This is a genomic window from Azonexus hydrophilus (genome assembly GCF_001956855.1).
Taxonomy (GTDB): Bacteria; Pseudomonadota; Gammaproteobacteria; order Burkholderiales; family Rhodocyclaceae; genus Azonexus; species Azonexus hydrophilus_A.
The window spans coordinates 780,562-805,917 of sequence record NZ_MTHD01000002.1 but is presented as its reverse complement, the minus strand read 5'-3'; the positions used below and the strand labels follow the sequence as shown (position 1 = coordinate 805,917).

General features: G+C 62.1%; 24 protein-coding genes and 4 tRNA genes. 9 read left to right on the top strand and 19 right to left on the bottom strand.

Annotated features, from left to right (window positions below):
* Positions 1-44 precede the first annotated feature (44 nt).
* On the top strand, positions 45-371 hold the full coding sequence (locus BJN45_RS08410; protein ID WP_139326321.1) for a hypothetical protein: 327 nt from the start codon (positions 45-47) through the stop codon (positions 369-371).
* A complete protein-coding gene (locus BJN45_RS08405; protein WP_076093922.1) occupies positions 371-1,210 on the top strand; it encodes an HDOD domain-containing protein in 840 nt (279 codons plus the stop codon). The genes BJN45_RS08410 and BJN45_RS08405 overlap by 1 nt, the downstream gene beginning before the upstream one ends.
* Here BJN45_RS08405 and BJN45_RS08400 read toward each other — a convergent pair.
* Together BJN45_RS08400 and BJN45_RS08395 are read right to left on the bottom strand one after the other, a co-directional pair.
* Entirely contained in the window at positions 1,203-1,406 is a 204-nt protein-coding gene (locus tag BJN45_RS08400; RefSeq protein WP_076093920.1) for a hypothetical protein, read from the bottom strand. The genes BJN45_RS08405 and BJN45_RS08400 overlap by 8 nt on opposite strands.
* An 11-nt stretch (positions 1,407-1,417) precedes the next feature.
* Entirely contained in the window at positions 1,418-1,969 is a 552-nt protein-coding gene (locus BJN45_RS08395; RefSeq protein WP_076093917.1) for a DUF3617 domain-containing protein, read from the bottom strand.
* Positions 1,970-2,059: 90 nt separating this feature from the next.
* On the opposite strand from BJN45_RS08395, the gene BJN45_RS08390 reads away from it, so the two are divergent.
* Both BJN45_RS08390 and BJN45_RS08385 read left to right on the top strand, forming a co-directional pair.
* Complete coding sequence (locus BJN45_RS08390) at positions 2,060-2,611, top strand: YaeQ family protein (protein WP_076093914.1); 552 nt, start codon at positions 2,060-2,062, stop codon at positions 2,609-2,611.
* 47 nt (positions 2,612-2,658) lie between these two features.
* The gene (locus tag BJN45_RS08385) at positions 2,659-3,144 is read left to right on the top strand and encodes an OmpA family protein (RefSeq protein WP_076093912.1); all 486 of its coding nucleotides are present in this window, start codon (positions 2,659-2,661) and stop codon (positions 3,142-3,144) included.
* A gap of 49 nt (positions 3,145-3,193) precedes the next feature.
* On the opposite strand, the gene BJN45_RS08380 is transcribed toward BJN45_RS08385, so the two are convergent.
* From BJN45_RS08380 to BJN45_RS08370, 3 genes are read right to left on the bottom strand one after another with little or no spacing between them, the layout of a single operon-like run.
* Entirely contained in the window at positions 3,194-3,907 is a 714-nt protein-coding gene (locus BJN45_RS08380; RefSeq protein WP_076093910.1) for a zf-TFIIB domain-containing protein, read from the bottom strand.
* A gap of 7 nt (positions 3,908-3,914) precedes the next feature.
* Complete coding sequence (locus BJN45_RS08375) at positions 3,915-5,804, bottom strand: peptidase U32 family protein (RefSeq protein WP_076093908.1); 1,890 nt, start codon at positions 5,802-5,804, stop codon at positions 3,915-3,917.
* Positions 5,805-5,811: 7 nt separating this feature from the next.
* The gene (locus BJN45_RS08370) at positions 5,812-6,633 is read right to left on the bottom strand and encodes a class I SAM-dependent methyltransferase (protein ID WP_076093906.1); all 822 of its coding nucleotides are present in this window, start codon (positions 6,631-6,633) and stop codon (positions 5,812-5,814) included.
* A 120-nt stretch (positions 6,634-6,753) separates the two neighbouring features.
* Between BJN45_RS08370 and BJN45_RS08365 the strand changes: the two genes are divergently transcribed.
* Entirely contained in the window at positions 6,754-7,032 is a 279-nt protein-coding gene (locus tag BJN45_RS08365; RefSeq protein WP_076093904.1) for a hypothetical protein, read from the top strand.
* Between the two features lie 197 nt (positions 7,033-7,229).
* On the opposite strand, the gene ettA is transcribed toward BJN45_RS08365, so the two are convergent.
* Together ettA and BJN45_RS08355 are read right to left on the bottom strand one after the other, a co-directional pair.
* A complete protein-coding gene (ettA, locus tag BJN45_RS08360) occupies positions 7,230-8,894 on the bottom strand; it encodes an energy-dependent translational throttle protein EttA (RefSeq protein ID WP_076093902.1) in 1,665 nt (554 codons plus the stop codon).
* A 73-nt stretch (positions 8,895-8,967) separates the two neighbouring features.
* Complete coding sequence (locus tag BJN45_RS08355) at positions 8,968-9,549, bottom strand: bactofilin family protein (RefSeq protein ID WP_430793415.1); 582 nt, start codon at positions 9,547-9,549, stop codon at positions 8,968-8,970.
* A gap of 251 nt (positions 9,550-9,800) precedes the next feature.
* Here BJN45_RS08355 and BJN45_RS08350 point away from each other — a divergent pair, with 251 nt between their 5' ends.
* The 3 genes from BJN45_RS08350 to BJN45_RS08340 are packed head-to-tail and all read left to right on the top strand — an operon-like array spanning position 9,801 to position 13,091.
* A complete protein-coding gene (locus tag BJN45_RS08350) occupies positions 9,801-11,204 on the top strand; it encodes a sensor histidine kinase (protein ID WP_076093900.1) in 1,404 nt (467 codons plus the stop codon).
* Positions 11,194-11,712, top strand: a complete 519-nt coding sequence (locus BJN45_RS08345; protein WP_076093898.1) for a hypothetical protein — start codon at positions 11,194-11,196, stop codon at positions 11,710-11,712. The genes BJN45_RS08350 and BJN45_RS08345 overlap by 11 nt, the downstream gene beginning before the upstream one ends.
* Positions 11,709-13,091: a sigma 54-interacting transcriptional regulator gene (locus tag BJN45_RS08340; protein ID WP_076093896.1), complete on the top strand. Its 1,383-nt coding sequence runs from the start codon at positions 11,709-11,711 to the stop codon at positions 13,089-13,091. The genes BJN45_RS08345 and BJN45_RS08340 overlap by 4 nt, the downstream gene beginning before the upstream one ends.
* Positions 13,092-13,151: 60 nt before the next feature.
* On the opposite strand, the gene BJN45_RS08335 is transcribed toward BJN45_RS08340, so the two are convergent.
* The 8 genes from BJN45_RS08335 to tig all read right to left on the bottom strand — a co-directional run bounded on the left by BJN45_RS08335 (position 13,152) and on the right by tig (position 19,764).
* Positions 13,152-13,228, bottom strand: a tRNA-Arg gene (locus BJN45_RS08335).
* Between the two features lie 51 nt (positions 13,229-13,279).
* Positions 13,280-13,356: transfer RNA gene (locus BJN45_RS08330), tRNA-Arg, on the bottom strand.
* A 112-nt stretch (positions 13,357-13,468) separates the two neighbouring features.
* A tRNA-Val gene (locus tag BJN45_RS08325) sits at positions 13,469-13,544 on the bottom strand.
* A gap of 33 nt (positions 13,545-13,577) precedes the next feature.
* Positions 13,578-13,850 (bottom strand): HU family DNA-binding protein, encoded by a 273-nt coding sequence (locus tag BJN45_RS08320; protein ID WP_076093894.1) that lies wholly within the window; start codon positions 13,848-13,850, stop codon positions 13,578-13,580.
* Positions 13,851-14,011: 161 nt separating this feature from the next.
* Positions 14,012-16,426: an endopeptidase La gene (lon, locus tag BJN45_RS08315; protein ID WP_076093892.1), complete on the bottom strand. Its 2,415-nt coding sequence runs from the start codon at positions 16,424-16,426 to the stop codon at positions 14,012-14,014.
* Between the two features lie 70 nt (positions 16,427-16,496).
* A complete protein-coding gene (gene clpX / locus BJN45_RS08310) occupies positions 16,497-17,759 on the bottom strand; it encodes an ATP-dependent Clp protease ATP-binding subunit ClpX (RefSeq protein WP_076094240.1) in 1,263 nt (420 codons plus the stop codon).
* Between the two features lie 14 nt (positions 17,760-17,773).
* Entirely contained in the window at positions 17,774-18,403 is a 630-nt protein-coding gene (gene clpP / locus BJN45_RS08305) for an ATP-dependent Clp endopeptidase proteolytic subunit ClpP (protein ID WP_076093890.1), read from the bottom strand.
* 56 nt (positions 18,404-18,459) lie between these two features.
* The gene (gene tig, locus BJN45_RS08300) at positions 18,460-19,764 is read right to left on the bottom strand and encodes a trigger factor (protein ID WP_076093888.1); all 1,305 of its coding nucleotides are present in this window, start codon (positions 19,762-19,764) and stop codon (positions 18,460-18,462) included.
* 164 nt (positions 19,765-19,928) lie between these two features.
* Here tig and BJN45_RS08295 point away from each other — a divergent pair.
* Positions 19,929-20,004: transfer RNA gene (locus BJN45_RS08295), tRNA-His, on the top strand.
* A gap of 53 nt (positions 20,005-20,057) precedes the next feature.
* Here BJN45_RS08295 and pelG read toward each other — a convergent pair.
* From pelG to BJN45_RS08275, 4 genes are read right to left on the bottom strand one after another with little or no spacing between them, the layout of a single operon-like run.
* The gene (gene pelG / locus BJN45_RS08290; protein ID WP_076093886.1) at positions 20,058-21,431 is read right to left on the bottom strand and encodes an exopolysaccharide Pel transporter PelG; all 1,374 of its coding nucleotides are present in this window, start codon (positions 21,429-21,431) and stop codon (positions 20,058-20,060) included.
* A complete protein-coding gene (gene pelF / locus BJN45_RS08285) occupies positions 21,431-22,963 on the bottom strand; it encodes a GT4 family glycosyltransferase PelF (RefSeq protein WP_076093884.1) in 1,533 nt (510 codons plus the stop codon). Before pelF ends, pelG begins: the two co-directional genes overlap by 1 nt.
* Positions 22,960-23,961, bottom strand: a complete 1,002-nt coding sequence (locus tag BJN45_RS08280) for a tetratricopeptide repeat protein (protein ID WP_076093882.1) — start codon at positions 23,959-23,961, stop codon at positions 22,960-22,962. The genes pelF and BJN45_RS08280 overlap by 4 nt, the downstream gene beginning before the upstream one ends.
* Positions 23,954-25,351: a PelD GGDEF domain-containing protein gene (locus BJN45_RS08275; RefSeq protein ID WP_076094238.1), complete on the bottom strand. Its 1,398-nt coding sequence runs from the start codon at positions 25,349-25,351 to the stop codon at positions 23,954-23,956. The genes BJN45_RS08280 and BJN45_RS08275 overlap by 8 nt, the downstream gene beginning before the upstream one ends.
* Positions 25,352-25,356: the final 5 nt, after the last annotated feature.

Below are 25,356 nucleotides of genomic sequence, written 5' to 3'. Positions count from 1 at the left end.
AAATTTGATTTAAATATCAACCTGAGCATGGGTATTCTGGAATCATGAGGCAACACCTGCGCTATCTCCCGTTACCAGAGGTCGTCGAGGGCATGGTGCTCGGTGCGCCGCTGGCCATTGCCGAGCATGGCGTGACCAATTTCACCCTGCCGGCCGGTCACGTCCTGACCGACTCAAATCTGCGCCAGATTGCCTTGCGCCACGGCGAATTCGCCTGCATCGCTGAAGACGATCCGCGCAGTGACGAAGCGCGTGAAGCCGAGCGCGCCCATCACCAGAGCCGTCTGGACACCATCTTCTCCCGGGCAGACCGGAGCAAGCCGGCGATTGCCGGCCTGTACGCCGCCGTGCTCGCTTACCGGAGCCTGTGATGCCGTTGCACCTGAGTGAAAGCGAGATTGTCGACCGGGCTGCGTTGTTGCCCGCCTTTCCCAGCGTGGTCAACGACATCCTGCAGACGCTGGATGACGACAACGCCACGCTCGGCGCCTTGATCCATCTGGTCGAACGCGATCCGGTGATCACCGCCCGCGTGTTGTCGATCGCCAACGCCGCGGCGATGGCCGGCCGGACTCAGCGCGACGTGCGCGACATGCAGGTGGCCGTCTCGCTGATCGGCTTGTCGAAGGTCAGGGAAACGGTGCTCGGCGTCAGCCTGGCCAACTTTTCCAGCGAAAGCCGGATGGGACGTCACTTCTGGGAGCACAGCGTGGCCGTCGGCGTGGCCGCGCAGGAACTGGCGCGTCTCGGCCGGATATCGACCGATTACGCACTGGTCTGCGGCCTGCTTCACGACATCGGCCAGTTGTGGATGGCACGCTGTTATCCGCTGGAATTCCAGATGGTGCGCCTGAGCCTGTCACTCGAACCGACGCTCGACATTCTTGAAGCCGAGCGCAAGCATTTCGGTATCGATCATTGCGCCATCGGCCGCCTGCTGGCGACGGCCTGGCGCCTGCCGACCTCTGTCGTGGCAGCGATTCAGCATCACCACGACGCACATCCGCCAGCCGACAAGCTGGTTGCCGCGACCCACGTCGGCGAGGTTCTGGCCAACGCGCTCGACCTGTCGCGCCAAGACGAGGCACGGGTCGTCAATCTCTCGGAAAGTGCCTGCGATCTGCTGGGGATCGACTGGAACGACGATCTCAACTACCTGTTCGGCAAGATCGAAGCCCGCGCCCGCTATCTGGCCCGGATTTTCAGCTAAGTTCCTGCCAGCGCAGCCAGTGACCGCAGGCCGAGCGGGCGCGGCGTTCCGAGCCGTGCCAGCCGCCGCCTTCGCACAGGCCGGTGACCGTTTCCGCTTCGATCTGCACCGTTTCCGGCGTATCGCCGGGCTGGCGCGGGCCGGACCAGCGCTGGCAACTGGCGCAACGCTTGCGGTCGACGGCCTGGAACAGCATCTTTTGCCGGTTCAGCGCGCCTGTTGCTGACGTTTCATCAGCTCGCGCATCTGCGGGTCCTTCATCATTTCCTGCATGTTGTACTTGCCCATGCCCGGCATGATGATGTCGCCGGCTTTCTGGCCCGGCTGGCAGGGGCCGAGCCAGCGTGCTTCCTGGACCATCTTCATTTCCTTCATGCCGTCCTGCGGCGGGCTGAAGCGGGTGATCATGTCGCTGCGGTAACTGCGGTTGAAGTCGCCAGTGATCTCGGCATCGGTCGTCGCCGTCGTGCCGTTGTGGCGGCAGACCGAATGGATGGTCATCTTGCCGATGCCGGGTTTGACCTGCATCACCGGGCAGTCCGGTTTTTCGCCGGGGGCGGACGAATCCTGCGTCATGTTGTCGCTGTTCTGGTCGATGCACATCTGGATCGGTCCCTGGCCCGGCATGCCGGCAGGCATGCCGGACATCTGCGTGCGGATTTCCCAGAGACCGGATTTGCGTTTGGGCAGGTCGGCGGCCCCGACGGTCGAGGCGATGCTGGCGGCGAGCAGGCACAAGGCGATGCGGGAGGTGTTCATGGCGGCGTCTCCGGTCGGTTAACAGCACTTATCGTAGTCTGCTTTGGCGGAGGCGTCATGGGATAATCGCGCCTTTTTCCGGGGCTGGTCATGGCGCTCAAATCAACGGTCTTCAAGGCCGAACTTCAGGTCTCCGATCTTGATCGCGGGCATTTCGCCGAATACGCATTTACCGTCGCCCGTCATCCGTCGGAAACCGATGAGCGGATGATGGTGCGGATCCTCGCCTTTGCGCTGTACGCCGGGCCGGATCTCGCTTTCAGCAAGGGCCTGTCGAGCGACGATGACTGCGCGCTGCAGGAAGTCGATCCGTCCGGCGTGCTGCGCACCTGGATCGAAGTCGGGCAGCCCGATGAAAGCCGCATCCGCAAGGGCTGCAACAAGGCCGACCGGGCGGTCGTGCTCAGCTACGGCGCACGTTCGGTCGATGTCTGGTGGCAGCAGGTTGCGCCGCTGCTCGCGCGCTTTTCCAATCTCACCGTGCTGCGCCTGACGGCCGAGGAAACGCAGGCGCTGGGGCGACTGGCCGAGCGCTCGATGAAACTCTCCTGCACCATCCAGGAAGGCACGATCTGGCTGGCCGGTGGCGAACAGTCGATTCAGCTGACACCTGAAACACTGTTGAGCGCACAAGCTGGGTAGAATGCCGGAGTGATTTTTTCCATTCTTTCCTAACGAGGTCAATCAGCATGTCTCAAGACGAAAACGAAACTCAGGGTGTGGTCTTCGGCGTTCTCGCCGGTGTGATTTTCGGCGTGATCGCGCTGGTTGTCGGACTCGGTGTTTGGAAGGCCGGCCAAACCGCCGCGCCGGCCACTGCTATGGTTGCCGTCGCTGAGGAAAGCGATATCGCACCGGTCGGCGAAGCGTTGGCCAAGGTGTATTTCGCCGTCAGTTCCGCCGCGTTGGGCGAGGGCGATCAGGCCGTCGTCGGGCAAACGGTCGCTGCGCTGGCAGCAAAGGCTGACGCCATCGTTCTGCTGTCCGGTTTCCATGACCAGTCGGGTGATCCGGCGATGAATGCCGAACTGGCCAAGCAGCGTGCGCTGGCCGTGCGCGATGCGCTGGTCGCCGGCGGTGTTGCGGTCGACCGCGTGAAAATGCGCAAACCGGAATCGACGCTCGGCAGCGGTAGCGCCGAAGAAGGTCGCTGCGTCGAGATCCGCGTCCAGTAAGCGACGCCGACAGGCGCCAGGGCGGACCCGCGGGGCCGCCTTTTTTACGTCAGCGGCGCAGGATGCGCGCGAGCAGGTCGACGCCGGAAACGATCAGGTCGCCGATATCGAGCTGGTTGAAATTCTCGCGCTGCTCGCGCTGGAAACGCGATTTTTCCCGCTCGCGCATGACGATCGCGTCGCCGAGCATTTCGACATCGCGCCGGCTGCGGACTTCCTCGGCCTGGTGCAGGCGATCCAGCGCCTTGTCCACGGCTTGCGGATCGAGGATCGAAATCGGTGCCCGGCAATGCCGGCAGGCGTGATCGTGGCGGATGTCCACCGGTGCGCCGCAGCCGGTGCAGCGGATGGTGCCGACCTTGCTGGCCAGGTCGTCGATTTCTGCGCCGGTCAACTGCCGGACGAAGCCCTTTTCGATCATCAACTGGGCAAAGGTCGTGAACCGGCCGTGCTTCTGCAGGCAGCGGTGGTAATTGAAGCGGCCGCCGTGTTTCGACACGTCCAGCCCGTGCAGCAGGCGCTCGTCGCAGCGCGGGCAGTGCAGCACGTCGCGCAGCGGCAGGCGTTGTTCGTCGCGATGCTCGTGGATCAGCCGGAACAGTTCGACGACGCCGCCCGGCGTGATCTGCACGCTCTCGAACTCGTCGAACCAGATGCCGTGGCAGTGAAAACACAGGTCTAGGATGACTTCGCCGTGCACATTGCGCTCGAAGCGGCGCTTGTGCATCGGCTGGCGGCAGGAAGGGCAGGCAGTCGGTTGCATGCCGTTATTATGCCGGGCGGATGGTGCCGAGGTTCAGTTTGACGCCTTTCTTCATCTTGCCGACCACGTGCATCTCGCAGGCCTTGCAGTCGAACTTGAGGATCAGCTTCTCGTTGCCGTTGATCAGCATCATCGGGTCCGGCTTCAGGTGCTTCACTTCCTTCGGGCACAGGTTGAAGCTGTAGCGCAGGCAATGGCGGGTGATCATCAGCGACACCATGCCCTTTTCGTTGCCGGCCTCGTAGGCTTCCTCGATCAGCTTGACGCCGTGCTTCTCGTAGAAAGCGCGGGCCTTGGCGTTGAAGACGTTGCCGAGATAGGTCAGTTCGTCCTGCGGGTAGGGCGCCGGGTCGGCTGCCGGCGCTGCGCGTGGCGGGCGTGGATGGCTGGCGATGCGCGCAGCTTCGAGCTTGCCGGCGGCTTCGCGGCGCAGCGCGTTGATCGCGCCCACCGGCAGGAACCACGGTTGCGTCAGTTGCACGTCGACCGATTCGGCAACGAACATCGTATTGCCGAATTTGCCGAGGTTTTCCTTGAGCTTGGCCAGCGTGGCATCCGGATTCTGGGCGAGTTCGCTGCCGGTTTTTGTGTCTTTTGGCAGGTTGACCGCAACATTGACGCCGTCCTCGTCGGTCAGCGTCAGCGCGAAGCCATTGGCAGCTTCAGCGAATACCGCCTTGACGGCCACGCGCCGGTCGGCCGATTCCTTCTCCAGCGCCCGCTCGAATTCCTGGTCGCGATTGCGGAACAGCGTCGCGCCTTCGGTCAGGTCGGCCGGGATTTCGGCGGGGTAGAGTTTCTTCCCTTCCGCCCGGTTGATGCGCATCCCCTGGACATCGCCATGCGCGTCGTGGAAGCAGACGCCGTCACCGTTATGGAAGGTTTCATCGGTGTTGACGACGATCCAGCCGGCGCCGATTTCGGCCACCTCGCCAACCAGTTCGCCGACAAAGGCCGGCGAATCGAAGGCGCCGATGTCGTCCTGGCGGTCGTTGGCGAAATAGTCGGTGTAGCCGCGGTTGAAGGTCTTGTCCGGCTGCGGCGTGAAGGTGAAGGTCGAACGGCCGCTGGAAGCGCGGGTGTATTGCGGGTTGGCAGCGATGATGTCGTCGAGCAGCGTGCGGTAATGCGCGGTGATGTTCTTGACGTAGGACAGGTCCTTCAACCGGCCCTCGATCTTGAACGACGACACGCCGGCCTCGATCAGCGCCAGCAGGTTCTCGGTCTGGTTGTTGTCCTTCATCGACAGCAGATGCTGGTTCTCGGTGACCACCTTGCCCTTGTCGTCGACCAGCGTGTACGGCAGCCGGCAGGCCTGCGAACATTCGCCGCGGTTGGCGCTGCGCCCGGTGTGGGCGTGGCTGATGTAGCACTGTCCCGAATAAGCGACACAGAGCGCACCATGGACGAAATACTCGAGCGCCAGCGTCGTCTGCCCGGCCACCGCCTCGATTTCCTTGATGCTCATCTCGCGCGCCAGCACGATCTGCGAGAAGCCCGCATCTTCGAGGAACTTGGCCTTGGCCGGATTGCGGATGTCGGTCTGGGTGCTGGCGTGGAGCTGGATCGGCGGCAACTCCATTTCCAGCAGGCCCATGTCCTGGATGATCAGCGCATCGGCGCCGGCCTCGTACAGTTGCCAGGCCAGCCGGCGGCTGTCTTCCAGTTCGTCGTCGTGCAGGATGGTGTTCACCGCGACGAAGACCTTTGCCCGGTAGCGATGGGCGAACTCGCACAGGCGTTGGATTTCGCCGACATCGTTGCCGGCACCGTAGCGGGCACCGAAAGCCGGGCCACCGATATAGACGGCGTCAGCGCCGTGACGGATCGCTTCGATGCCGAAATCGGCGTTCTTGGCCGGCGCGAGGAGTTCGAGAGGGTGCTGGATTCGGGTCATGGCGGACTTAGTAGGCGAAGCGCGGCGCAAGTTCCTCGATATTGAACTCGCGCAGGATGGCTTCAGCCCGCTCGCGGGCATTTTTTCTCGGGGCACCGCGTTTGCTGGCGATGATCAACTCGTTCTTCATCGAATGCTCCCAGCCGACCAGTTCGGTGACGGTGACGTCGTAGCCGTGCGATTCGAGCAGCAGGCAGCGCAGCACGTTGGTCAGGTGGCTGCCCAGTTCGCGGGTGTGGATCGGATGGCGCCACAGTTCGGACAGCGGCGTCTGGCCCAGCGATTCGTTCTTGCGGGCCCGCATCGTCGCGGCGACCTCGGCCTGGCAGCAGGGCACCAGCACGACGTGCTTCGCCTGTCGTGTCAGAGCGAAACGGATCGCGTCATCGGTCGCCGTATTGCAGGCATGCAGGGCCGTAACGACATCGACAGTGGCTGGCAACTCGCCGGAAGTCAGCGAATCCTCGACCGTGCAGGCAAGGAAGCGCATGCGCGGAAAGCCAAGCCGGGCGGCCAGTTCGCGTGATTTTTCGACGAGCTCGGTGCGCGTTTCGATACCGATGACGTCGCCGCTGGCACGCTCCTTGATATAGAGATCGTAGAGGATGAAGCCGAGGTAGGACTTGCCGGCACCGTGATCGACGAGGGTTTCCATGCCGTCGAGCAGCGGTTCGATGAACTGGGCCAGGTGATACACCTGTTTCAGCTTGCGTCGGCTGTCCTGGTTGAGTTTCCCGTCGCGGGTCAGGATATGCAGTTCCTTGAGCAGTTCAATCGACTGCCCGGGGCGGATTTCCGGAATGGCGGCAGGGGGATTCTGTTTTTTCATGGGCGACATTATCGCATTCAAACTTCCGTCACTTTTCTATCACTTTAGTGTCAACCGAATGCCGGGAAGGTCGTTATTCGACACATGGTGCCGCTGCACCGTAATCTAACGGAGACATAAATGGGTAGTCTTAGCAACGAATCCTTCGAGCAGTTCCTGGATTCCCTGAAGAAGGCCGGTATTTCCATTTCCAACGAAGCCCAACTGCGCGAGCGGCTGGCAGAGGCGCAACGCTGGCGTTTCGCGTTCCAGACGCTGGCCGCCAACGGCAAGAGCATCGGCATCTGTTTCGAGGATCGCTCGTCGGGTGACAACCTGGCCGAAATCGAACGTGCCTTCTCCGAATTCCAGTTTTCCGAAAAGAGCCGCGCGGTCTTCGCCGCCAACCTCAAGCATTGATTTTTTATCCTGCCTCGCAGCAGCGGGGCAGAAAACAGAAACGGGCGCTGATCAGGCGCCCGTTTTGCATGGTCTGTCATCGCGAGAGGCGCAGGCCTGGATTGCTTCACTACGCTCGCAATGACGGGGCAGTCCGTCATCGCGAGGCCGCAGGCCGTGGCGATCCATGAGCCCGGATCGCACACAGCCACCCGGTATCAGCGCGTGATCGGCTTGTAGCGGATGCGCTTCGGCTTGGCGCCTTCTTCACCCAGGCGCTTGCGCTTGTCTTCCTCGTATTCCTGGTAGTTGCCGGCGAAGAAATTCCATTGCGAATCGCCTTCGGCGGCCAGGATGTGCGTGCAGATGCGGTCGAGGAACCAGCGGTCGTGCGAGATGACCAGCGCGCAACCGGCGAATTCGAGCAGGGCGTCTTCCAGCGCGCGCAGGGTTTCGACGTCGAGGTCGTTTGACGGTTCGTCGAGCAGCAGCACGTTGCCGCCGGCCATCAGCGTCTTCGCCAGATGCAGGCGACCGCGTTCACCGCCGGACAGGTTGCCGACCAGTTTGCCCTGATCGCCGCCCTTGAAGTTGAAGCGGCCGATGTAGGCGCGGCTGGGCATCTCGAACTTGCCGATCTGCAGGATGTCGCTGCCCTGGGCCAGTTCCTCGAACACCGTCTTGCTGCCGTCGAGGCAGTCGCGCGACTGATCGACGTAAGCCATTTTGACCGTCGGGCCGATGTCGACCGTACCGGAATCCGGTTGCTGCTGGCCGGTGATCATCTTGAACAGCGTTGATTTACCGGCGCCGTTCGGGCCGATGATGCCGACGATGGCGCCGGCCGGGATGGTGAAGCTGACGTTGTCCATCAGCAGCTTGTCGCCGAAGCACTTGGTGACGCCGTTGAATTCGATGACCTTGTCGCCCAGGCGCTCGGCGACCGGGATGAAGATTTCCTGGGTCTCGTTGCGCTTCTGGTATTCCTGGCTGGACATTTCCTCGAAGCGCGACAGGCGGGCCTTGGACTTGGCCTGGCGCGCCTTCGGATTGCTGCGCACCCATTCCAGTTCCTGCTTCATCGCCTTCATGTGGGCGTCGATCTGCTTGTTTTCGGTTTCCAGGCGGGCTTCCTTCTGCTCCAGCCAGGACGAGTAGTTGCCCTTCCAGGGAATACCGTGGCCGCGGTCGAGTTCGAGAATCCATTCGGCGGCGTTGTCGAGGAAGTAACGGTCGTGGGTGACGGCGACGACGGTGCCGGGGAAGCGGACGAGGAACTGTTCAAGCCATTCGACCGATTCGGCGTCGAGGTGGTTGGTCGGTTCGTCGAGCAGCAGCATGTCGGGCTTGGCCAGCAGCAGCTTGCACAGCGCAACGCGGCGCTTTTCACCGCCGGACAGGTTGCCGATGACGGCATCCCAGGGCGGCAGGCGCAGCGCGTCGGCGGCCAGTTCCATCTGGTGCTCGGTATCGGAGCCGCCGGTGGCGATGATCGCCTCCAGGCGGGCCTGTTCTTCTGCCAGCTTGTCGAAATCGGCTTCCGGGTCGGCGTAGGCGGCATAGACCTCGTCGAGCTTGGCCTGTGCCTGCATGACTTCGCCGAGCGCCGATTCGACTTCCTCGCGCACCGTCTTGGCGGCGTCAAGCTGCGGTTCCTGCGGCAGGTAGCCAATCGACACGCCGGCCAGATGCTGCACCTCGCCGTCGTATTCCTTGTCCACGCCGGCCATGATCTTCAGCACCGTCGACTTGCCGGCGCCGTTCAGGCCGAGCAGGCCGATCTTCGCGCCTGGAAAGAAGGACAGGGAGATGTCCTTGATGATCTGCCGCTTGGGCGGGACGATCTTGCTGACGCGCAGCATCGACATTACATATTGAGCCATGGAATCGCCTGTGACAAAAAAAGGGAAGCTCCGCAGTCTACGGGGCTTCCCTGAAAATGACCAGTCTTTGCGTTCAGGCCGAGATTGCGTTCAGGATCGGTACGCTGCTCCTTTCTGCCGCCAGGGCGTTGATGTCGCCGCACAATTCGCCGCCCTCGGCGATCACCAGCTTGCCGTAGCGAATCTTGCCGCTGACCCGGCCGGTGGCGTGGATGATCAGTTGCGAGCGGGCGGTCAGTTCGCCATCGAAGCTGCCGTGGATCTCGGCGACATCGATGCTGACCTTGCCGGAAAAGGCGCCCTTGTCGGCGATGCGGATAACGCGGCTGTCCATCGTCGCTTCGACCCGGCCTTCGACGACCAGGGTGTCGCAATCGAGAATTTCCGCGCCCTTCAGCTTGACGTCGGGGCCGACGATCAGTCGGGCCCCCGTTTCCTTGGCGACGATCTGGGTTTCAGCTACTACGGGTGCTTCAGGTACTGCGTTCGACGGGATTTCACTGTTGCGGTTGCCGCTCTGTGGCGGCGGTGGCGCTTCCTGCCGGCTGCTGCCGGCGGGCGCCTTGATCGGGGAACTCCCCCCAAGCACCGATCTCGCCTCGTTGCGGGTAATCGGATCGTTGCGAACAACGGAAGGGCTGGATTTCATGAACATGGGCTCTCCTGGTAGCAAGGTCGGAAATGACGCTCGGAACCCCTATCGCGATAAGCGTGCCAGGAATTATTTGTTCATTTAAAACAGTAGCTTGTGTTTTTTGCTCGCCGGCTTTCCTGCTGCCATGTCGGCAAAAAGCGACAGGTATTTTTGCCCCCGGCTGCAAGCCAGTGCTGCTGCGGGGATAGAATGTCGCTTGTTGCCGACAGATTGGTTATATCCATGATTATTATGAGGATTGTTGATTTTTCATGAGGCGAATTTCGTTCCGTCAAGGCATGCTTGCCGGCTTCCTGCTGATCGTCATCCTGCTTGGCGGCGTGGCAGTGCACGGCTGGTTGCTGCTCGAACGCCTGGTCGGCCAGAGCCGGGACAACAGCACGCAGGCGCTGCAACTGACTGCCGCCGTGCAGACGCTGGCCGAACGCAGCATCGATATCGAGCGCAGCGCACGGCAGTTCCTGGTGCTCGATGATCCCCAGTTGCGGCTACGCTTCGACGAACACCTGGCGCAATCGCTGGCATTGCTGGCGCGCATCGATGTCCCCGAAGCAGCCAGTCTTGGCGAAGCCCTGGCCGGCTGGCGCGGCGTTGCCAGCGAGTTGAGCAGCGCCCTGGATCGCAAGGCGGGCACGGATGAGCTGGCAGGCATGCTCGACCGCCTCGCCGGCTTCAACGACACCATCCGGCTCGCCAGCCAGCGCTGGATCGAACATGAAAACGATCGCCTGCTTGGTGAACTGGAGCGCCGCCGGGCCCAGCTTGGCAGCCGCCTCGCGCTGGCCCTGCTGGGGGCCGTGCTGGCGGCGCTGGCCATGGGCTGGTGGCTGGTCCGGCCGGTGCGCCAGCTGGAAGACGTCATCGGCCGGCTCGGTGCCAGCCGCTTCGATCAGCCTGTCACGGTCGGCGGTCCGGACGACTTGCGTCGTCTCGGGCGGCGCCTGGACTGGCTGCGCCAGCATCTGGCCGAGCTCGAAGCCGACCGGGAGCGGACCCTGCGCCACGTTTCGCACGAACTGAAGACCCCGCTGACCGCGCTCAAGGAAGGCATCGCCCTGCTGGCCGAGGAAGTGCCCGGGCCGCTGTCCGCCAGCCAGCGGGAAGTGGTCGATATCCTGGCGCACAATGTCGGCGGCCTGCAGGGGCAGATCGAAAGCCTGCTCAGCCTGAATGCCGCCGCCTTCGAAGCGCGTCACCTGAACATCGCCCGGGTCGAGCCGGCGCGCTTGCTGGAAGAGGCCGCGCAACGCCACGAACTTCCGGCCCAGGCCCGCCAGTTGCAGATACATCGTCAGGCCGGGGAGGGCGCTGCCGAACTCGACGCCGGGAAAATGGCCGTGATCCTCGACAACCTGCTGGCCAATGCCATCGATTTCAGCCCGTCCGGTGGCTGCATCGAACTCCACGCCTCACGTAGCCAGCGGGGCTGGCGATTCGAATGCAGCGACCAGGGGCCGGGCGTGGCGCCGGAGGACGTGCAACGCATCTTCGAACCCTTCGTCCAGGGCCGCCAGCGCGCGCCCGTGGCTCGCCGCGGCAGTGGCGTCGGCCTCTCCATCGTGCGCGAACTGGTACGCGCCATGGGCGGCAGCGTGGCACTCGTGCCTTGCGCTCGTGGCGCCTGTTTTCAAGTGGATATTCCTGATGAAAGATAACTTGCGTACCTGTCTGTTGATTGTCGCCGTACTCGCGACCGCCGCCTGCACGGCCTTGCCGGAGAGGCCATCGCGTCTGAATGGCCAGGGGCCGCTGGCGGCACTTGCCTACCAGCAGGCACTGCCGGCACTGAGCGCCGGCGAGATTGTCCGTGACCGGGCTGAGCTGGCAGCGATGCCCGGCGACCCCGATGCCCAGATGCGGCTGGCGCTGCTGCTCGCGCATCCGCGTGGCACAGCCGATATGGCGCGGGCCCAGGCGCTGCTCGAAGCCATCCAGCGCAATGCCGAGCCTGCCGCCGTCAGGCTGCAGCCGCTGGCCCGCCTGCTTGGCGAGCAACTGGCCGAACGGCAGAAACTCGAAACCCACAACGAACGTCTCGCGCTTCAACTCAAGGAAGGCCAGCGCAAGCTCCAGGAGTTGCAGGAAAAGCTCGACCGTCTGGCCGAAATCGAACGCAGCCTGCCCAGCCGGCCGCGCAGCCCGTTGCCGGGGAGCCTGCAATGAAGCCCGTTGCCGCTGCCGGTGCGCACATCCTGATCATCGATGACGACGAAGACATCCGCCGCCTGCTGACGATGCGCCTGCAGGCCCGGGGCTTTCGCGTAACGCCGGCGACCTCGGCCGAGGAAGGGCTGGCGCATGTCGCCATCGATCCGCCGCGTCTGGTCATCAGCGATATCCGGCTGCCCGGCCGCGATGGCCTGTCGCTCTTTGAGGAACTGCGCAGTACCCGTCCCAGCCTGCCGGTCATCCTGCTGACCGCCCACGGCACCATCCCTGATGCGGTCGACGCCACCTCGCGCGGGGTTTTCGGTTACCTGACCAAACCCTTCGACAGCCAGACCCTGCTGGCGCGCATCGACCAGGCCCTGCTGCTGTCGGCAGCCCCCGGTCTGCAGCAAACCAGCGACGATGATGAAAAATGGCTGGAAGGGGTGGTCTACCGCAGCACGCGCATGGCCGAACTGCTGGCCGACGCGCGCATGGTGGCGGCATCGGAAGCCAGTGTGCTGATCCGCGGGGAAAGCGGCACCGGCAAGGAGGTCCTCGCCCGGGCCATCCATCGCGCCAGTCCGCGGGCGCAAGGTCCCTTCATCGCCATCAACTGCGGCGCCATTCCGGAACCGCTGCTCGAATCCGAACTCTTCGGCCATGTCCGTGGTGCCTTCACCGGCGCCGCCACGGCACGCAGCGGCCTGATCCAGGCCGCCAACGGCGGTACGCTGTTCCTCGATGAAATCGGCGACATGCCGCTGGCGCTGCAGGTCAAGCTGCTGCGCGTGCTGCAGGAGCGCGTCGTCCGCCCGGTTGGCGCCACCCATGCCGAAGCCGTCGATGTCCGCCTGCTGTCGGCCACCCATCGCGACCTAGAAGCTGCGATGGCCCAGGGCGCGTTCCGGGAAGACCTTTACTACCGTCTCGACGTCGTTTCGCTGACGCTGCCGCGTCTCGACGAAAGGCGCGAGGACATCCCGCTGCTGTCGGCGCATTTCCTGCGCCTGGTCGCCGCCAAATACGGCAAGCCGATCAGCGGCTTTGCCCCGGACGCGCTCGAAGCGCTGGCCACCGCCAGCTGGCCCGGCAACGTCCGGCAATTGTTCAATGTCGTCGAGCAGAGTTGTGCGCTGACCTCGACGCCGCTGATTCCGGCAACGCTGGTCCAGCGTGCGCTGCGGGCACCGGCCATGGAAGCGCTGACCTATGCAGAAGCCAAGCAGCGTTTCGAACGCGATTACCTGATCCGCCTGCTCAAGCTGACCGACGGCAACGTCGCCGATGCCTCGCGCATCGCCGACCGCAACCGGACCGAGTTCTACCGACTGCTGCAGAAATACGACCTGACGCCGGCAATGTTCCGTGGCGCAGGGGATGGGAGTGTCTAGGTTGTGGAGCGCGAAATGTGGACGAAAAAAAAGCACCGGAAACGGTGCATTTTTTTCGACTGGCGCGCCCGGAGCGATTCGAACGCCCGACCCCTTGGTTCGTAGCCAAGTACTCTATCCAACTGAGCTACGGGCGCGCTGTCTGTACAACGGTGGAATCTGTCCGGAGAAAGACTCCTTTTTCTGAATGGCGCGCCCGGAGCGATTCGAACGCCCGACCCCTTGGTTCGTAGCCAAGTACTCTATCCAACTGAGCTACGGGCGCGCTGTCAGAGCCGCGCATTATACGGAGAGTGCCAGAGATTGCAAGGGGTTTCGGGAAAAGATGAAAGTTGCTCGACAATAAAAAACCCCGCCGGAGCGGGGTTTCTGAATTTTGGTGGGTGCTGACGGGGTCGAACCGCCGACATTCGCCTTGTAAGGGCGACGCTCTACCAACTGAGCTAAGCACCCATCTGCGGCCAGCGCAGAAGGAGCGGCATTATATCAGTTAACGGCGTCCTTGAGGCCCTTGCCGGCACGGAACTTCGGCGACTTGGCAGCCTTGATTTCCAGGGTCTTGCCGGTGCGCGGATTGCGACCGGTGCGGGCAGCGCGCTCGCCGACGTAGAAGGTGCCGAAACCGATCAGGTTGACGCTGTCGCCTTCCTTGAGGGCGCCCTTGATGGCTTCAACGGCGGCATCCAGTGCACGGCCGGCAGCAGCCTTGGAAATGTCGGCAGCGGAGGCGATCTGATCGATCAGTTCAGTCTTGTTCATGTAAGTCCCCTAGAAAGGATTGGAGTGGTGAAAATTTGTTGAGGGGCGATTTATATCTCCCCCGAAATCCTTGTGTCAAGCGGATTTTGCCCGGGTTTACCCGGGTCTGGACGGTGCTTCCGGATGCCGGCGCTAGGACGCCGGCATCCAGCCCTTAAAAATCAATGGGTAAGCACGGCCTTTTTCACCGAATCATCGGTTGCGGCGGCCAGTTCGGGCGCTGCATCATTTGCTTCGGGCAACGGTTGCGGGAGGGTTTCCAGCGCCCGTTCCAGCACCTGGTCGATCCATTTGACGGGAACGATCTCGATGCGGTTCTTGATGTTTTCGGTGATCTCGGTCAGATCCTTGACGTTCTCTTCCGGGATCAGCGCCGTCTTCAGACCACCGCGAACGGCGGCCAGCAGCTTCTCCTTGAGGCCACCGATGGCCAGCACTTCACCACGCAGGGTGATCTCGCCGGTCATACACACGTCACAACGCACAGGAATGCCCGTGTAGGACGAAACCAGGGCGGTGGTCATGGCGATACCTGCCGACGGGCCGTCCTTCGGCGTAGCGCCCTCGGGAACGTGGATATGCAGGTCGGTCTTTTCGAAGACCTCGTCCTTGATGCCGAGACGACGGGCGCGGGCGCGCACCACCGAGCGGGCAGCTTCGACCGATTCCTTCATGACGTCGCCGAGCGAGCCGGTGCGCAGGATGTTGCCCTTGCCCGGCATGTTGGCGCATTCGATGGTCAGCAGTTCGCCGCCGACTTCGGTCCACGCCAGACCGGTGACCTGACCAACCTGGTTTTCCTTCTCGGCCATGCCGTAGCTGTAGCGACGCACGCCGAGGAATTTGTCCAGATTCCGGGCGTTGACCGTCATCTTGCTGTCGCGAGCCTTCAGCACCAGCGTCTTGACGACCTTGCGGCAGATCTTCGAAATCTCGCGTTCCAGCGCCCGCACGCCAGCTTCCCGGGTGTAGTAGCGGACGATGTCGCGGACGGCGCTCTCGGCAACAATCAGCTCGGTCTTCTTGACGCCGTTGTTCTTCATCTGCTTGGGCAGCAGATAACGCATGGCGATATTGACCTTCTCGTCCTCGGTGTAGCCGGACAGGCGGATGACTTCCATCCGGTCGAGCAGCGGGGCAGGGATGTTCAGCGTGTTGGCGGTGGCCACGAACATCACGTCGGAAAGGTCGAAATCGACCTCGACGTAATGATCCTGGAAGGTGTTGTTCTGTTCCGGATCAAGCACTTCCAGCAGCGCTGACGACGGATCGCCACGGAAATCCTGGCCGAGCTTGTCCACTTCGTCGAGCAGGAACAGCGGATTGCGCACGCCGGCCTTGGTCAGGCTGGACAGGATCTTGCCCGGCATCGAGCCGATGTAGGTACGACGGTGGCCGCGGATTTCGGCTTCGTCACGGACGCCGCCCAGTGCCATGCGCACGAACTTGCGGTTGGTCGCCTTGGCGATCGACTGGCCGAGCGAGGTCTTGCCGACGCCCGGGGGGCCGACCAGACACAGGATCGGCGCCTTGACCTTGTCCACGCGCTGTTGCACGGCAAGATACTCGACGATGCGTTCCTTGACCTTGTCGAGGCCGAAATGATCGGCGTCGAGAATTTTTTCGGCGGCGCGCAGATCCTTGCTGATGCGCGTCTTCTTGCGCCACGGCAGGCCGATCAGCGTTTCGATGAAGTTGCGCACGACAGTGGCTTCGGCCGACATCGGCGACATCAGGCGCAGCTTCTTCAGCTCGCCCTGGGCCTTGGCCAGGCCTTCCTTGCTCATGCCGGCGGCAGCAATCTTCTTGTCCAGTTCCTCGAGATCGGCCCCTTCTTCGCCTTCACCAAGTTCCTTCTGGATCGCCTTGACCTGCTCGTTCAGGTAGTACTCGCGCTGGCTCTTTTCCATCTGCCGCTTGACGCGGCCGCGGATGCGCTTTTCCACCTGCAGGATGTCGATTTCGGCTTCCAGCTGGGAGAGCAGGCGGTCGATGCGCTCGCGCACATTGTCCATTTCCAGCACTTCCTGCTTTTGCTCGATCTTCAGCGGCAGATGCGCGGCGATGGTGTCGGCCAGGCGGCCGGCGTCCTCGATGCCGGTGATCGACGACAGAACCTCTGGCGGAATCTTCTTGTTCAGTTTGACGAACTGGTCGAACTGGGCGACCACGGCGCGGCGCATCGCCTCGATCTCGTGATCGTCGGCGCCGGACTGCGACAGCGGCACGGCGGTCGCCATGAACACTGCCGACTGCACGTCGATGGCTTCGACGCGGGCGCGCTGGGTGCCTTCGACCAGCACCTTGACGGTGCCGTCGGGCAGCTTGAGCATCTGCAGGATGTTGGCCATGCAGCCGATCCGGTACAGATCCTCGGGTTCGGGTTCATCCTTGGCCGCCGATTTCTGGGCGACCAGCATGATCTGCTTGCCGGACTCCATCGCCATCTCGAGCGCCTTGATGGATTTCGGGCGGCCGACGAACAGCGGAATGACCATGTGCGGAAACACGACTACATCGCGCAACGGCAGCAGCGGCAGTTCGAGGGTTTCCGGAAGCGTGTTGGGGTTCGACATCAGTGTGCCTTTGAAATAGGTATGAGCCCCCTAAATGAGGGCAGGGAACCGGATTTCAAGAACCCCCGGCTCAGTTCGAGCCGGAGACCTTGGGCTGGTCGGCGTAGATCAGCAACGGCGGGGTGTCGCCGGTAATCATGTTCTCGTCGATCACGACCTTTTCGACATTCTCCATGCCCGGGAGTTCGTACATTACGTCGAGCAGGGCGTGTTCCATGATCGAACGCAGGCCGCGCGCACCCGTCTTGCGCTCCAGCGCCTTCTTGGCGATGGCGGCGAGGGCGCCCGGACGGATCTCCAGTTCCACTTCTTCCATGTCGAACAGCTTCTGGTACTGCTTCACCAGTGCGTTCTTCGGTTCAGTCAGGATCTGGACGAGGGCATCCGCCTCCAGCTCCTGCAGCGTCGCCACGACGGGCAGACGGCCGATCAGTTCCGGAATCAGACCGAACTTGATCAGGTCTTCTGGTTCGACGTCGAGCAGGATCTTGCCGACTTCCTTGCCGTCGTCCTTGCTCTTGACCTCGGCACCGAAGCCGATGCCGCCGCGCTCGGAGCGGTTGCGGATGACCTTTTCCAGGCCGGCGAAAGCGCCGCCGCAGATGAACAGGATGTTGGTGGTATCGACCTGGACGAAATCCTGGTTCGGATGCTTGCGCCCGCCCTGCGGCGGAATCGAAGCCGTGGTGCCTTCGATCAGCTTGAGCAGCGCCTGCTGCACGCCTTCACCCGAAACGTCGCGGGTGATCGACGGGTTGTCCGACTTGCGCGAAATCTTGTCGATTTCATCGATGTAGACGATGCCCTGCTGGGCCTTCTCGACATCGTAGTCGCACTTCTGCAGCAACTTCTGGATGATGTTCTCGACGTCCTCGCCGACATAGCCGGCTTCCGTCAGCGTGGTGGCATCGGCCATCACGAACGGCACGTTCAGCATGCGGGCGAGCGTCTGGGCGAGCAGGGTCTTGCCGGAACCGGTCGGGCCGATCAGCAGGATGTTGCTCTTCGATAGTTCCACCTCGCCGGCATTCTTGGCGGTGTGGCGCAGTCGCTTGTAATGGTTGTAGACGGCCACGGCGAGGATGCGCTTGGCAACTTCCTGGCCGATCACGTACTGGTCGAGGATCGAGCTGATCTCGCGCGGCGTCGGCAGGTCGGAGCGACCCGCCTTGGCCGACTCTTCCGGGAGTTCGTCATGGACGATGTCATTGCACAGGGCGATGCACTCGTCGCAGATGAAAACCGACGGACCGGCAATCAGTTTCTTGACTTCATGCTGGCTCTTGCCGCAAAAGGAGCAATAAAGCAGTTTTTCCTGGCCGTCCTTCGACATCCCGTTCTCCTTGATCAAGCCGCTTCGCGGCGGGTCAGCACCTGGTCAATCAAACCATATTCCACAGCCTCGGTCGAGGACAGGAAATTGTCGCGGTCCGTATCTTTCTCGATACGCTCCAGCGGCTGGCCGGTATGTTCGGCCATGATGCGGTTCAGCTTGTCCTTGATGGACAGGATTTCCCGGGCATGGATCGCGAAATCCGAAGCCTGGCCCTGGAAACCGCCCAGCGGCTGATGGATCATTACGCGCGAATTCGGCAGCGCGAAACGCTTGCCTTTGGTGCCTGCGCACAAAAGGAAGGCACCCATCGAGGCCGCCTGGCCGATGCACAACGTCGACACGTTGGGCTTGATGAACTGCATGGTGTCGTAGATCGACAGCCCTGCCGTCACCGAACCGCCCGGCGAGTTGATGTAGAAAGAGATGTCCTTGTCCGGGTTTTCCGCTTCAAGGAACAGCATCTGGGCAACGACCAGGTTGGCGCTGGCGTCGTTGACCGGGCCAACAAGAAAGATCACCCGCTCCTTCAGCAGGCGCGAATAGATGTCGTACGCACGTTCTCCGCGTCCGCTCTGCTCAACCACCATCGGGACCAGGCCCAAAGCCTGCGGATCCCAGTTGCTTGCGTTGTCGATAATCATGTTGGCCCTTGTTTGTTGCATTTAAGACGGTTGTCGTATTTCTGACGAGAAACAGCTTACTGCTGCTGGTTCATCAATTCATCAAACACGGCAGCCTTTTCGGTGACCTTGGCCTTGCCAAGAACCCATTCGACCACGTTGTTCTCGATAGCCACACCCTCGACATCGCTCAGGCGCTGCGGTTGGGCGTAGTACCAACGGACGACTTCTTCCGGCTGTTCGTAGCTGGCGGCCATGTCTTCCACCATCGTCCGAACCTGCTCCGGCGAAGCCTGAAGCTTCTCCGTCTTCACCACTTCAGCAAGGATCAGGCCAAGCGTGACGCGGCGCTTTGCCTGGTCGGCAAACCATTCCGGCTGCAGCGGCATGTCGTTGACCTTCATGCCACGCTGTTCCATGTCCTTGCGGGCAGATTGCATCAGGCGCTGAATTTCCATATCGACCAGCGCGGCCGGCACGGAAATCGGGTTGGCCTTGAGCAGGGCTTCCATGACCTGGTCCTTCAGCTTGGCCTCGATGCGGCGCTTCACTTCGCGACGCAGATTGGCTTCGATCTCGGCGCGCATCTTTTCCACGTCGCCATCGGTCACGCCCATCATCTTGGCGAAATCGGCATCGACATCCGGCAGACGCGGCGCCTGAACCTGCTTGACGGCAATCTCGAACTGCACGGTCTGGCCAGCCAGATCCTTGGCGTGGTAATCCTCAGGGAAGGTCAGGTCGAAAGTCTTCGACTCGCCAGCCTTGGCACCCTCAACCGCCTTTTCGAAATCCGGCAGCATCATGCCCTGGCCGAGAACGAACGGGTAATCGACAGCCGAGCCACCGGCGAAGGCAACGCCATCCTTCTTGCCGGTGAAGTCGATGACCACGCGGTCTTCCTTCTCGGCGCCACGGTCGGCATTGTCGTAACGGACACGTTGCTTGCGCAGGATGTCCAGGGTCTTCTCGATTTCGGCGGCGCCAACTTCCAGCGTCGGACGCTCGATTTCTGCGGTCGACAGGTCGCCCGGCACAAATTCCGGATACACCTCGAACACAGCGGTGAATTCCATGTGCGTGGTGCTCTCGGTTTCCTTCGCCTCAAGGCGCGGGTAACCGGCAACATTCATCTTCTGGGCAGTCACGGCCTCGCCGAAAGCACGGTCCAGCTGCTCCGACAGAACTTCGTGACGCGCCTGGTCGCCGTACTGCTGCTTGACCATGGCGTAGGGCACCTTGCCCGGACGGAAACCCGGAACCTTCATGTTGCGACCCATGCGACGGATGCGCGGTTCCATTTCCTTCTCGACATCGGCAATGGCGATGGAGAGATCAATGCGACGTTCGAGTTCGTTGGCTTGTACGGTAGTTGCTTCCATGAAAATTCCTTGTGCTTAAGGCGCCGAAAAATAAAGCTGGCAATAATATCACGCCGGGGCCACTACGGATTGGCAGCATGCACCGTAACGGCGCATCCAAAAAAATTGGAAAGCCTGTAGACACTCGCCGCAGAAGGACTTACAATGCGCGCCTTCCTGCAGCGGCGGCTGTAGCTCAGTTGGTAGAGTCCCGGATTGTGATTCCGGTTGTCGTGGGTTCGAGCCCCATCAGTCGCCCCAGAATTCAAAGCCCACGTAATCTCACGGTTACGTGGGCTTTTCCGTTCCTGCACTCACTGCAGCATGAACGTCTCGTACTCCAAGCGGTTGAGTTGGCGGGTCAGCATGACCAGGCCGGTGCACAAGGTGATCAGCACCGACAAGGTGAAGCCGTAGCCATACAGTGCGGCGCCGAAGGCGAGTGTGAAGGCGGTGAGGACGACGTTCAGCACGACGAACTCGATACACAGGAAAAGCACGATACGGCGCTGGTCGAGGTAGAAAAAGACGTTGAGGATGGCCATCAGGCCGACCTGCAGGCCGGCACCGATGACCTGCACGTACAGTAGCGGCAGGTAAAGCTCTGAAATATCCAGCGTGCGCAGCAGCGCCGGGCCAGCGACGAAGGTCATGAGCACGGCCAGCGTCTGGATCTTGGCAATCTCGCCAAGCCCCTGCTGGATCGAATAGACCATTTCATCACGCATGCTTTCGATGTATTCGAGCGAGCCGCCATCGCGGACCGCGTCGTAGAACTTGTCGTAATACTCGACGAAATCCGTTTCGATGCGGACCAGGAAAACCGCCATGCCCGGGATGATCGACAGATAAGAGAGGAAAACCGGCAAGTCGTAAATCAGCGAAGCGCGCAGATGGCCGATGATCGGGTCTGACGTAGCCGGGAAGTACCAGAACATGAACTTGTCGATCCAGATACCCAGGTTGTACAGGAAGCCGATGGCGATCAGGCTCGGATAAAGCAGCTTCCGGTCAGCGAAATCGAAGCTGACCAGGTGATGTTCCAGGCTGAATTCGCGCACGGTCATAACCCACATGCCGGCGAGAAGAACGAAGTTGCCAAAAACGAAACCGCCGAGCAGGCCCTCCAGGCCAAAGGGGCGCAGCCACAAGGCGCTGAGTACGATCAGCGCGTAAGAGATGCCGAACAGCGCAACGATTGCCTTGTAGCGCTTCATGCCTGAAAGCAGGATGGTCAATACCCAGACCCCGCACATCAGGACAAAGCCGGCCAGCATCAGCAACCGGTAGATCAGGCCGAGGCCGGGCAGCAACACGAACAGGCACAGCGTGCCGATCAGGCAGGCGGCAGCGACGACAATCAGCAGCAAACCATGCAGATTGGGCAGGATGGCATCTTTCTTCTTCTCGAACAGCCGATCGGAGACGAAGCGGGTGAAAGCCAGCTGGACCAGACCGGTGAGGATCAGGCTGCTGGCGACGAGATAGGTGACCGAAGTCTGGAACTGCGTGACGAGGTAGCTTGGAACGACGACGCTGGCGCTGAACAAGCCGATCAGCAGAATACCGATGATGGAAAACACCCACGGGCCGGAGCCGATGATCCCAGCGTAGGCGTAGGCCTCGACAAGACCGACCAGCGTGTTCTTGCGCAACAGGCGGCGCAGTTCGAATCCGATACCAGCCATCAGCGACAGGCTCCGGAAGCACTCAGCGCCTGCTCGTAGACCTCGCGATAGCGGCCGAACATCAAGTCGTCATTGTAATAACGCTCGACCCGGCGCACCCCGGCCTCGCTGGCAGCCTGCCAGGCCACCGGATCGCCGAGCAGGGCAAGGGCTGCATCGGCCAGCTCCTGCGGATCGGCGATCTTGACGACTCCGCCGGAGACGCCCAGCGCCCGGTCCTCATCGTCAAGCCCCTCGATCAACTGGCGACACGAACCGACATCGGTCGATACCGTAGGCACGCCGGCGGCGTAGCCTTCCAGGATCACCAGCGGCAGTGCCTCGCTGATCGACGACAAGATGATGAGGCCGATTTTCGGCATCAGCTCATCCACCTTCTGGAAACCGAGAAAACGGACATGGTTTTCCAGGCCCAGACTGCGGACGAGATCATGGCATTCCTGGGCGTAGGCCGGGTCCTCGTCCTCGGGGCCGGCAATCCAGCCCTCGGCTTCCGGCATGCGGTTGACCACCCGGCGCATGGCCCGGATGAAGGTCTTGATATCCTTGATCGGCACCACTCGGCCGATCAGGCACAACACCGGCGGCGTTGACGCCGGGCGGAGTTCACGCAGCGGCGCGAAGCGGGCCAGGCTGATGCCGTTCGGGATGTTGCAGGTACGTTCGGCCGGTGCACCATCGGCGATCTGGCGCAGGCGGTTGGCCTCGTACAAGGCGATGATCGGATCGGCGGCATCGTAGCAAAAGCGGCCAAGCCATTCGAAGAAGGCGATCCACATTCTGCGGAAGTAGGAAAGTTCGGTCGGGTCACGCTGGAAGACGTTGCGGTTGTCCCGGATCCACTCGCTCTTGAACAGATCGATCTTGCGTTCCTTCGTATAGATGCCGTGTTCCGACAGCACCAGCGGCAGATTGCGGGATTGATGCAGCAAGGCACCGAGGAAGCCCGCATAACCGGTCGATACCGAATGCAGCGCGCGTACCGGAATCAGGTGCTTGGCAACGTGCGCCAGCGTCCACAACGGCTGATGCATGATGCGCACGGTCCAGAAATAATCGACGAAGGATGGGTCCGAACAGAAGCGTCGATAGTGGTCGCAGATGATTTCCCAGGCAGCTTCGCTATGCAGGAAATCGTCAAGCGTCAGGCTGCCGCCGGGCAGCATCTCGCGGGCGATCTGGCGGAAAGAGGCGAGCGCCTCGCCATCGGCACTGCCGTGCATCAACTGCTCATGCATGGCGGCAGTCAGCGCGAAAGCCTCGCGGTTGCCGGCGCGTGCCGTTGGTTCGAAACCCGGGCCGAAGTTGTCGTAGAGGAAATACTCCTCAAAATGGACCACATTGGCAGGCAGCTCGTATTTCATCGCCGTGTAGTCCTCGCGCCGGCTACCGAGGAAGACGATGGCGAACGTGTATTCCGGATAGGCACGGATGATCTGGTTGACCCAGCTTGAAACGCCGCCGCTGACGTACGGGAATGTTCCCTCCAGCAGCAATGCGATATCGGCCTGGGCGGCAGTCGGGAAACTCATCGGTTGTAGGTCCAGTAGTCAATGACCGGGCGCAGTCGCGGTAGCGATGCCCAGTTGGCGAGCTCGTTCATCAGTCGGGCAGTGGCAGGGAAATCGCGGCGTTCGAAGCTGAGTTCGGCCTGGTAGGGCAGCACGCGTGTGGCCGGAAGTCCAAGCTCGATGGCCTGCTGGTAGGCAATCCCGGCGCCCTCGATGTCACCGGCCTCGTGGCGCAGGCGACCCTGGCGCAGGCGCAGCGGCGCGTTGTCGGGATCGCTGGCGAGCACGATCTCGCAATAGCGGCGGGATTCGGCGATGGCGTAATCGCGCAGGTCACCCTGCGCCAGCTCCTGATAAACCAGCTCCCAGTAAAGGTCGGACAATCGCTGGGTTATTTCCAGCCGCCCCCGCTCGCCGTGCGCCGGATTGGCAAGCGCCTTCAACTCCTCGTCGATGGCGCGGTTGATGCGTTTTTCCTGATTGTCCAGCATGCCGTAGGCAAGCAGTCGGATATCCTCGCTCGGATCGCTGAGGACATCCCGCAACAACGGCGTCGATACGCGACCGGATACATACTGCAAGGCAGTCATCGCACCGATGCGGGCATTGATCGGGGCAGCAGTGTTACCCAGAAAGGAGCGCAGGCCCGCCTGTCTGAAACCGGACTGCTGACGCTGGTGCGGATCGAAGGCCGGCAACTGCAGCGAATCGAAGGCTGGACGCGCCGGTTTCGCACGGTAGACACGCAGCAACAGCACGCCGACGGTGATGCCGATGAAACCGGCTACAGGCACCCCGTAGCAGCAGCCAGTCATCAGTGCCAGCAAACGCAGGCGCTGACGCGGTGGACCAGCCGGGAGCAGCATCGCCGCCGCCACCGCGAGCAGCAGGCTGGCCAGCAAATGTACGACCAGAAACCAGGCCAGTCGCGCATCGGCATCGACATCGAGCAGCCACACACCGCTCCAGGCGCCGATCTCCAGCATCAGCGCATAAAGGCCGAATTTCAGGCTAGCCATCCGCCAACTCCTGCACCCGCTTGAGCACGGTCAAAGGCGGTTCGCCATGCAAAGGCAGGATGTGCGGGAAAATGCCCAACTGCGCCAGCGTACCTTCCGACTTCTGTTGCGCCCAGGCCTCCAGTCGGGCCAGGAAACCCTCGGCAGTGGCGACATCGCCAAGTGGCATCAGGGTTGCCAGCACCATTTTTCCCGCACCGGCACAGAGCCAGTGTTCGTCCAGCGAGCGCTTCATGCGCATCAACTGCATCGGCAGGTCGGCATCGATAGCGCGGGGCAGGAATTCGAGTGCGACGATGATGCTGCCGATACCCGTCGTCTGTCGCAGATGCCACAAACGCTGTGTCTCGAAGGCAAACTCGGGCGGGCACAGCGGGATCTTTTCGCAAACCGAGGCGGCCAGCGCATGCACCGCGAGACCATCGGTGTAATAACCGAGCAGCAGGTTGATCGTCTGCAGGGTTTCGTCCTGCAACGAAAAAAACGGCAGGTCCTCGACCGTCAGCAGACCGTAAACATCGCCGTTCAGGTTGATCAGCGGCGCCACGATCAGGTAGCGGGTACGCTCCTGCTGTTCCGCCTGGACCTGGGAAATATGGCAGAGCGCCAAACTGGCCAGTGCCTGTGCAATCATCGGGTCGCCGTCAGCGAGCGGCGTCGTGGTGCCGATCGTCGCCAGCGGCCGGTCCTGCACCTCGCCATCAATGACCTGATGCAGGCTGGCACTTTCAAGCTGACAATACTGCGCCAGCAGGCGCAGCAGCGTATCGCCACCATGCGCCCCGTCAGGGTTTTCGCCGAGACCGCGCAAGGTCAGCAAGGCATCGCGCATCGACATCGGCCGGCTGATCAGATCCTGTTCCAGACGGTCGTGCGAAAGGCGCAACAGGTAGTACTGGCGGGTCAGGTGTTCGAGGCGCTGGTCGAGATAGATCTGCACAGTTTCGGCGCGCCGGGTCCGCGCCAGCCAGAGACTGGAAAACTCGCCAACGAGCATGACCAGAATCAGGCCGCCAAGAAAATACAGCTTCGGGAAAGTGTCATAGTGGCCGATATTGGCCAGCAACCAGGCAACAAGCAGGAGGCCGGCGCCGCCCAGGCCGGCGAGCGGCCCATAGCGCAACGCCAGGATCACCGGTGCGAACCAGCTCCAGGGAAAGCTGGCTTGGATCCACAACGGGTCGCCCGGGTTGAATATGAACCCGAGAATGACGGCAATCAGCGGCAGGAAAAGAATTTCCGCCGCCGCCGCGAGCGGGCTGACGCTTGTTGACGTCAGTTTCCCCAGCGCCGTGCCGGTGATCGTGCTGTCGTCGCGAACCGGGTGTGCCGGATTCGGCGAGCCGGTCAAGCCCTGCTGAAAACTGCCGGAAATTGGCCCGTTAGTCATGCGCC

What these genes read in the sequence shown, in the direction of transcription:
- BJN45_RS08410 (WP_139326321.1), top strand. Translation starts at nt 45, where the DNA reads ATGAGGCAACACCTGCGCTATCTCCCGTTACCAGAGGTCGTCGAGGGC.
- BJN45_RS08405 (WP_076093922.1), top strand. Translation starts at nt 371, where the DNA reads ATGCCGTTGCACCTGAGTGAAAGCGAGATTGTCGACCGGGCTGCGTTG.
- BJN45_RS08400 (WP_076093920.1), bottom strand. Translation starts at nt 1,406, where the DNA reads ATGCTGTTCCAGGCCGTCGACCGCAAGCGTTGCGCCAGTTGCCAGCGC.
- BJN45_RS08395 (WP_076093917.1), bottom strand. Translation starts at nt 1,969, where the DNA reads ATGAACACCTCCCGCATCGCCTTGTGCCTGCTCGCCGCCAGCATCGCC.
- BJN45_RS08390 (WP_076093914.1), top strand. Translation starts at nt 2,060, where the DNA reads ATGGCGCTCAAATCAACGGTCTTCAAGGCCGAACTTCAGGTCTCCGAT.
- BJN45_RS08385 (WP_076093912.1), top strand. Translation starts at nt 2,659, where the DNA reads ATGTCTCAAGACGAAAACGAAACTCAGGGTGTGGTCTTCGGCGTTCTC.
- BJN45_RS08380 (WP_076093910.1), bottom strand. Translation starts at nt 3,907, where the DNA reads ATGCAACCGACTGCCTGCCCTTCCTGCCGCCAGCCGATGCACAAGCGC.
- BJN45_RS08375 (WP_076093908.1), bottom strand. Translation starts at nt 5,804, where the DNA reads ATGACCCGAATCCAGCACCCTCTCGAACTCCTCGCGCCGGCCAAGAAC.
- BJN45_RS08370 (WP_076093906.1), bottom strand. Translation starts at nt 6,633, where the DNA reads ATGAAAAAACAGAATCCCCCTGCCGCCATTCCGGAAATCCGCCCCGGG.
- BJN45_RS08365 (WP_076093904.1), top strand. Translation starts at nt 6,754, where the DNA reads ATGGGTAGTCTTAGCAACGAATCCTTCGAGCAGTTCCTGGATTCCCTG.
- ettA (WP_076093902.1), bottom strand. Translation starts at nt 8,894, where the DNA reads ATGGCTCAATATGTAATGTCGATGCTGCGCGTCAGCAAGATCGTCCCG.
- BJN45_RS08355 (WP_430793415.1), bottom strand. Translation starts at nt 9,549, where the DNA reads ATGTTCATGAAATCCAGCCCTTCCGTTGTTCGCAACGATCCGATTACC.
- BJN45_RS08350 (WP_076093900.1), top strand. Translation starts at nt 9,801, where the DNA reads ATGAGGCGAATTTCGTTCCGTCAAGGCATGCTTGCCGGCTTCCTGCTG.
- BJN45_RS08345 (WP_076093898.1), top strand. Translation starts at nt 11,194, where the DNA reads ATGAAAGATAACTTGCGTACCTGTCTGTTGATTGTCGCCGTACTCGCG.
- BJN45_RS08340 (WP_076093896.1), top strand. Translation starts at nt 11,709, where the DNA reads ATGAAGCCCGTTGCCGCTGCCGGTGCGCACATCCTGATCATCGATGAC.
- BJN45_RS08320 (WP_076093894.1), bottom strand. Translation starts at nt 13,850, where the DNA reads ATGAACAAGACTGAACTGATCGATCAGATCGCCTCCGCTGCCGACATT.
- lon (WP_076093892.1), bottom strand. Translation starts at nt 16,426, where the DNA reads ATGTCGAACCCCAACACGCTTCCGGAAACCCTCGAACTGCCGCTGCTG.
- clpX (WP_076094240.1), bottom strand. Translation starts at nt 17,759, where the DNA reads ATGTCGAAGGACGGCCAGGAAAAACTGCTTTATTGCTCCTTTTGCGGC.
- clpP (WP_076093890.1), bottom strand. Translation starts at nt 18,403, where the DNA reads ATGATTATCGACAACGCAAGCAACTGGGATCCGCAGGCTTTGGGCCTG.
- tig (WP_076093888.1), bottom strand. Translation starts at nt 19,764, where the DNA reads ATGGAAGCAACTACCGTACAAGCCAACGAACTCGAACGTCGCATTGAT.
- pelG (WP_076093886.1), bottom strand. Translation starts at nt 21,431, where the DNA reads ATGGCTGGTATCGGATTCGAACTGCGCCGCCTGTTGCGCAAGAACACG.
- pelF (WP_076093884.1), bottom strand. Translation starts at nt 22,963, where the DNA reads ATGAGTTTCCCGACTGCCGCCCAGGCCGATATCGCATTGCTGCTGGAG.
- BJN45_RS08280 (WP_076093882.1), bottom strand. Translation starts at nt 23,961, where the DNA reads ATGGCTAGCCTGAAATTCGGCCTTTATGCGCTGATGCTGGAGATCGGC.
- BJN45_RS08275 (WP_076094238.1), bottom strand. Translation starts at nt 25,351, where the DNA reads ATGACTAACGGGCCAATTTCCGGCAGTTTTCAGCAGGGCTTGACCGGC.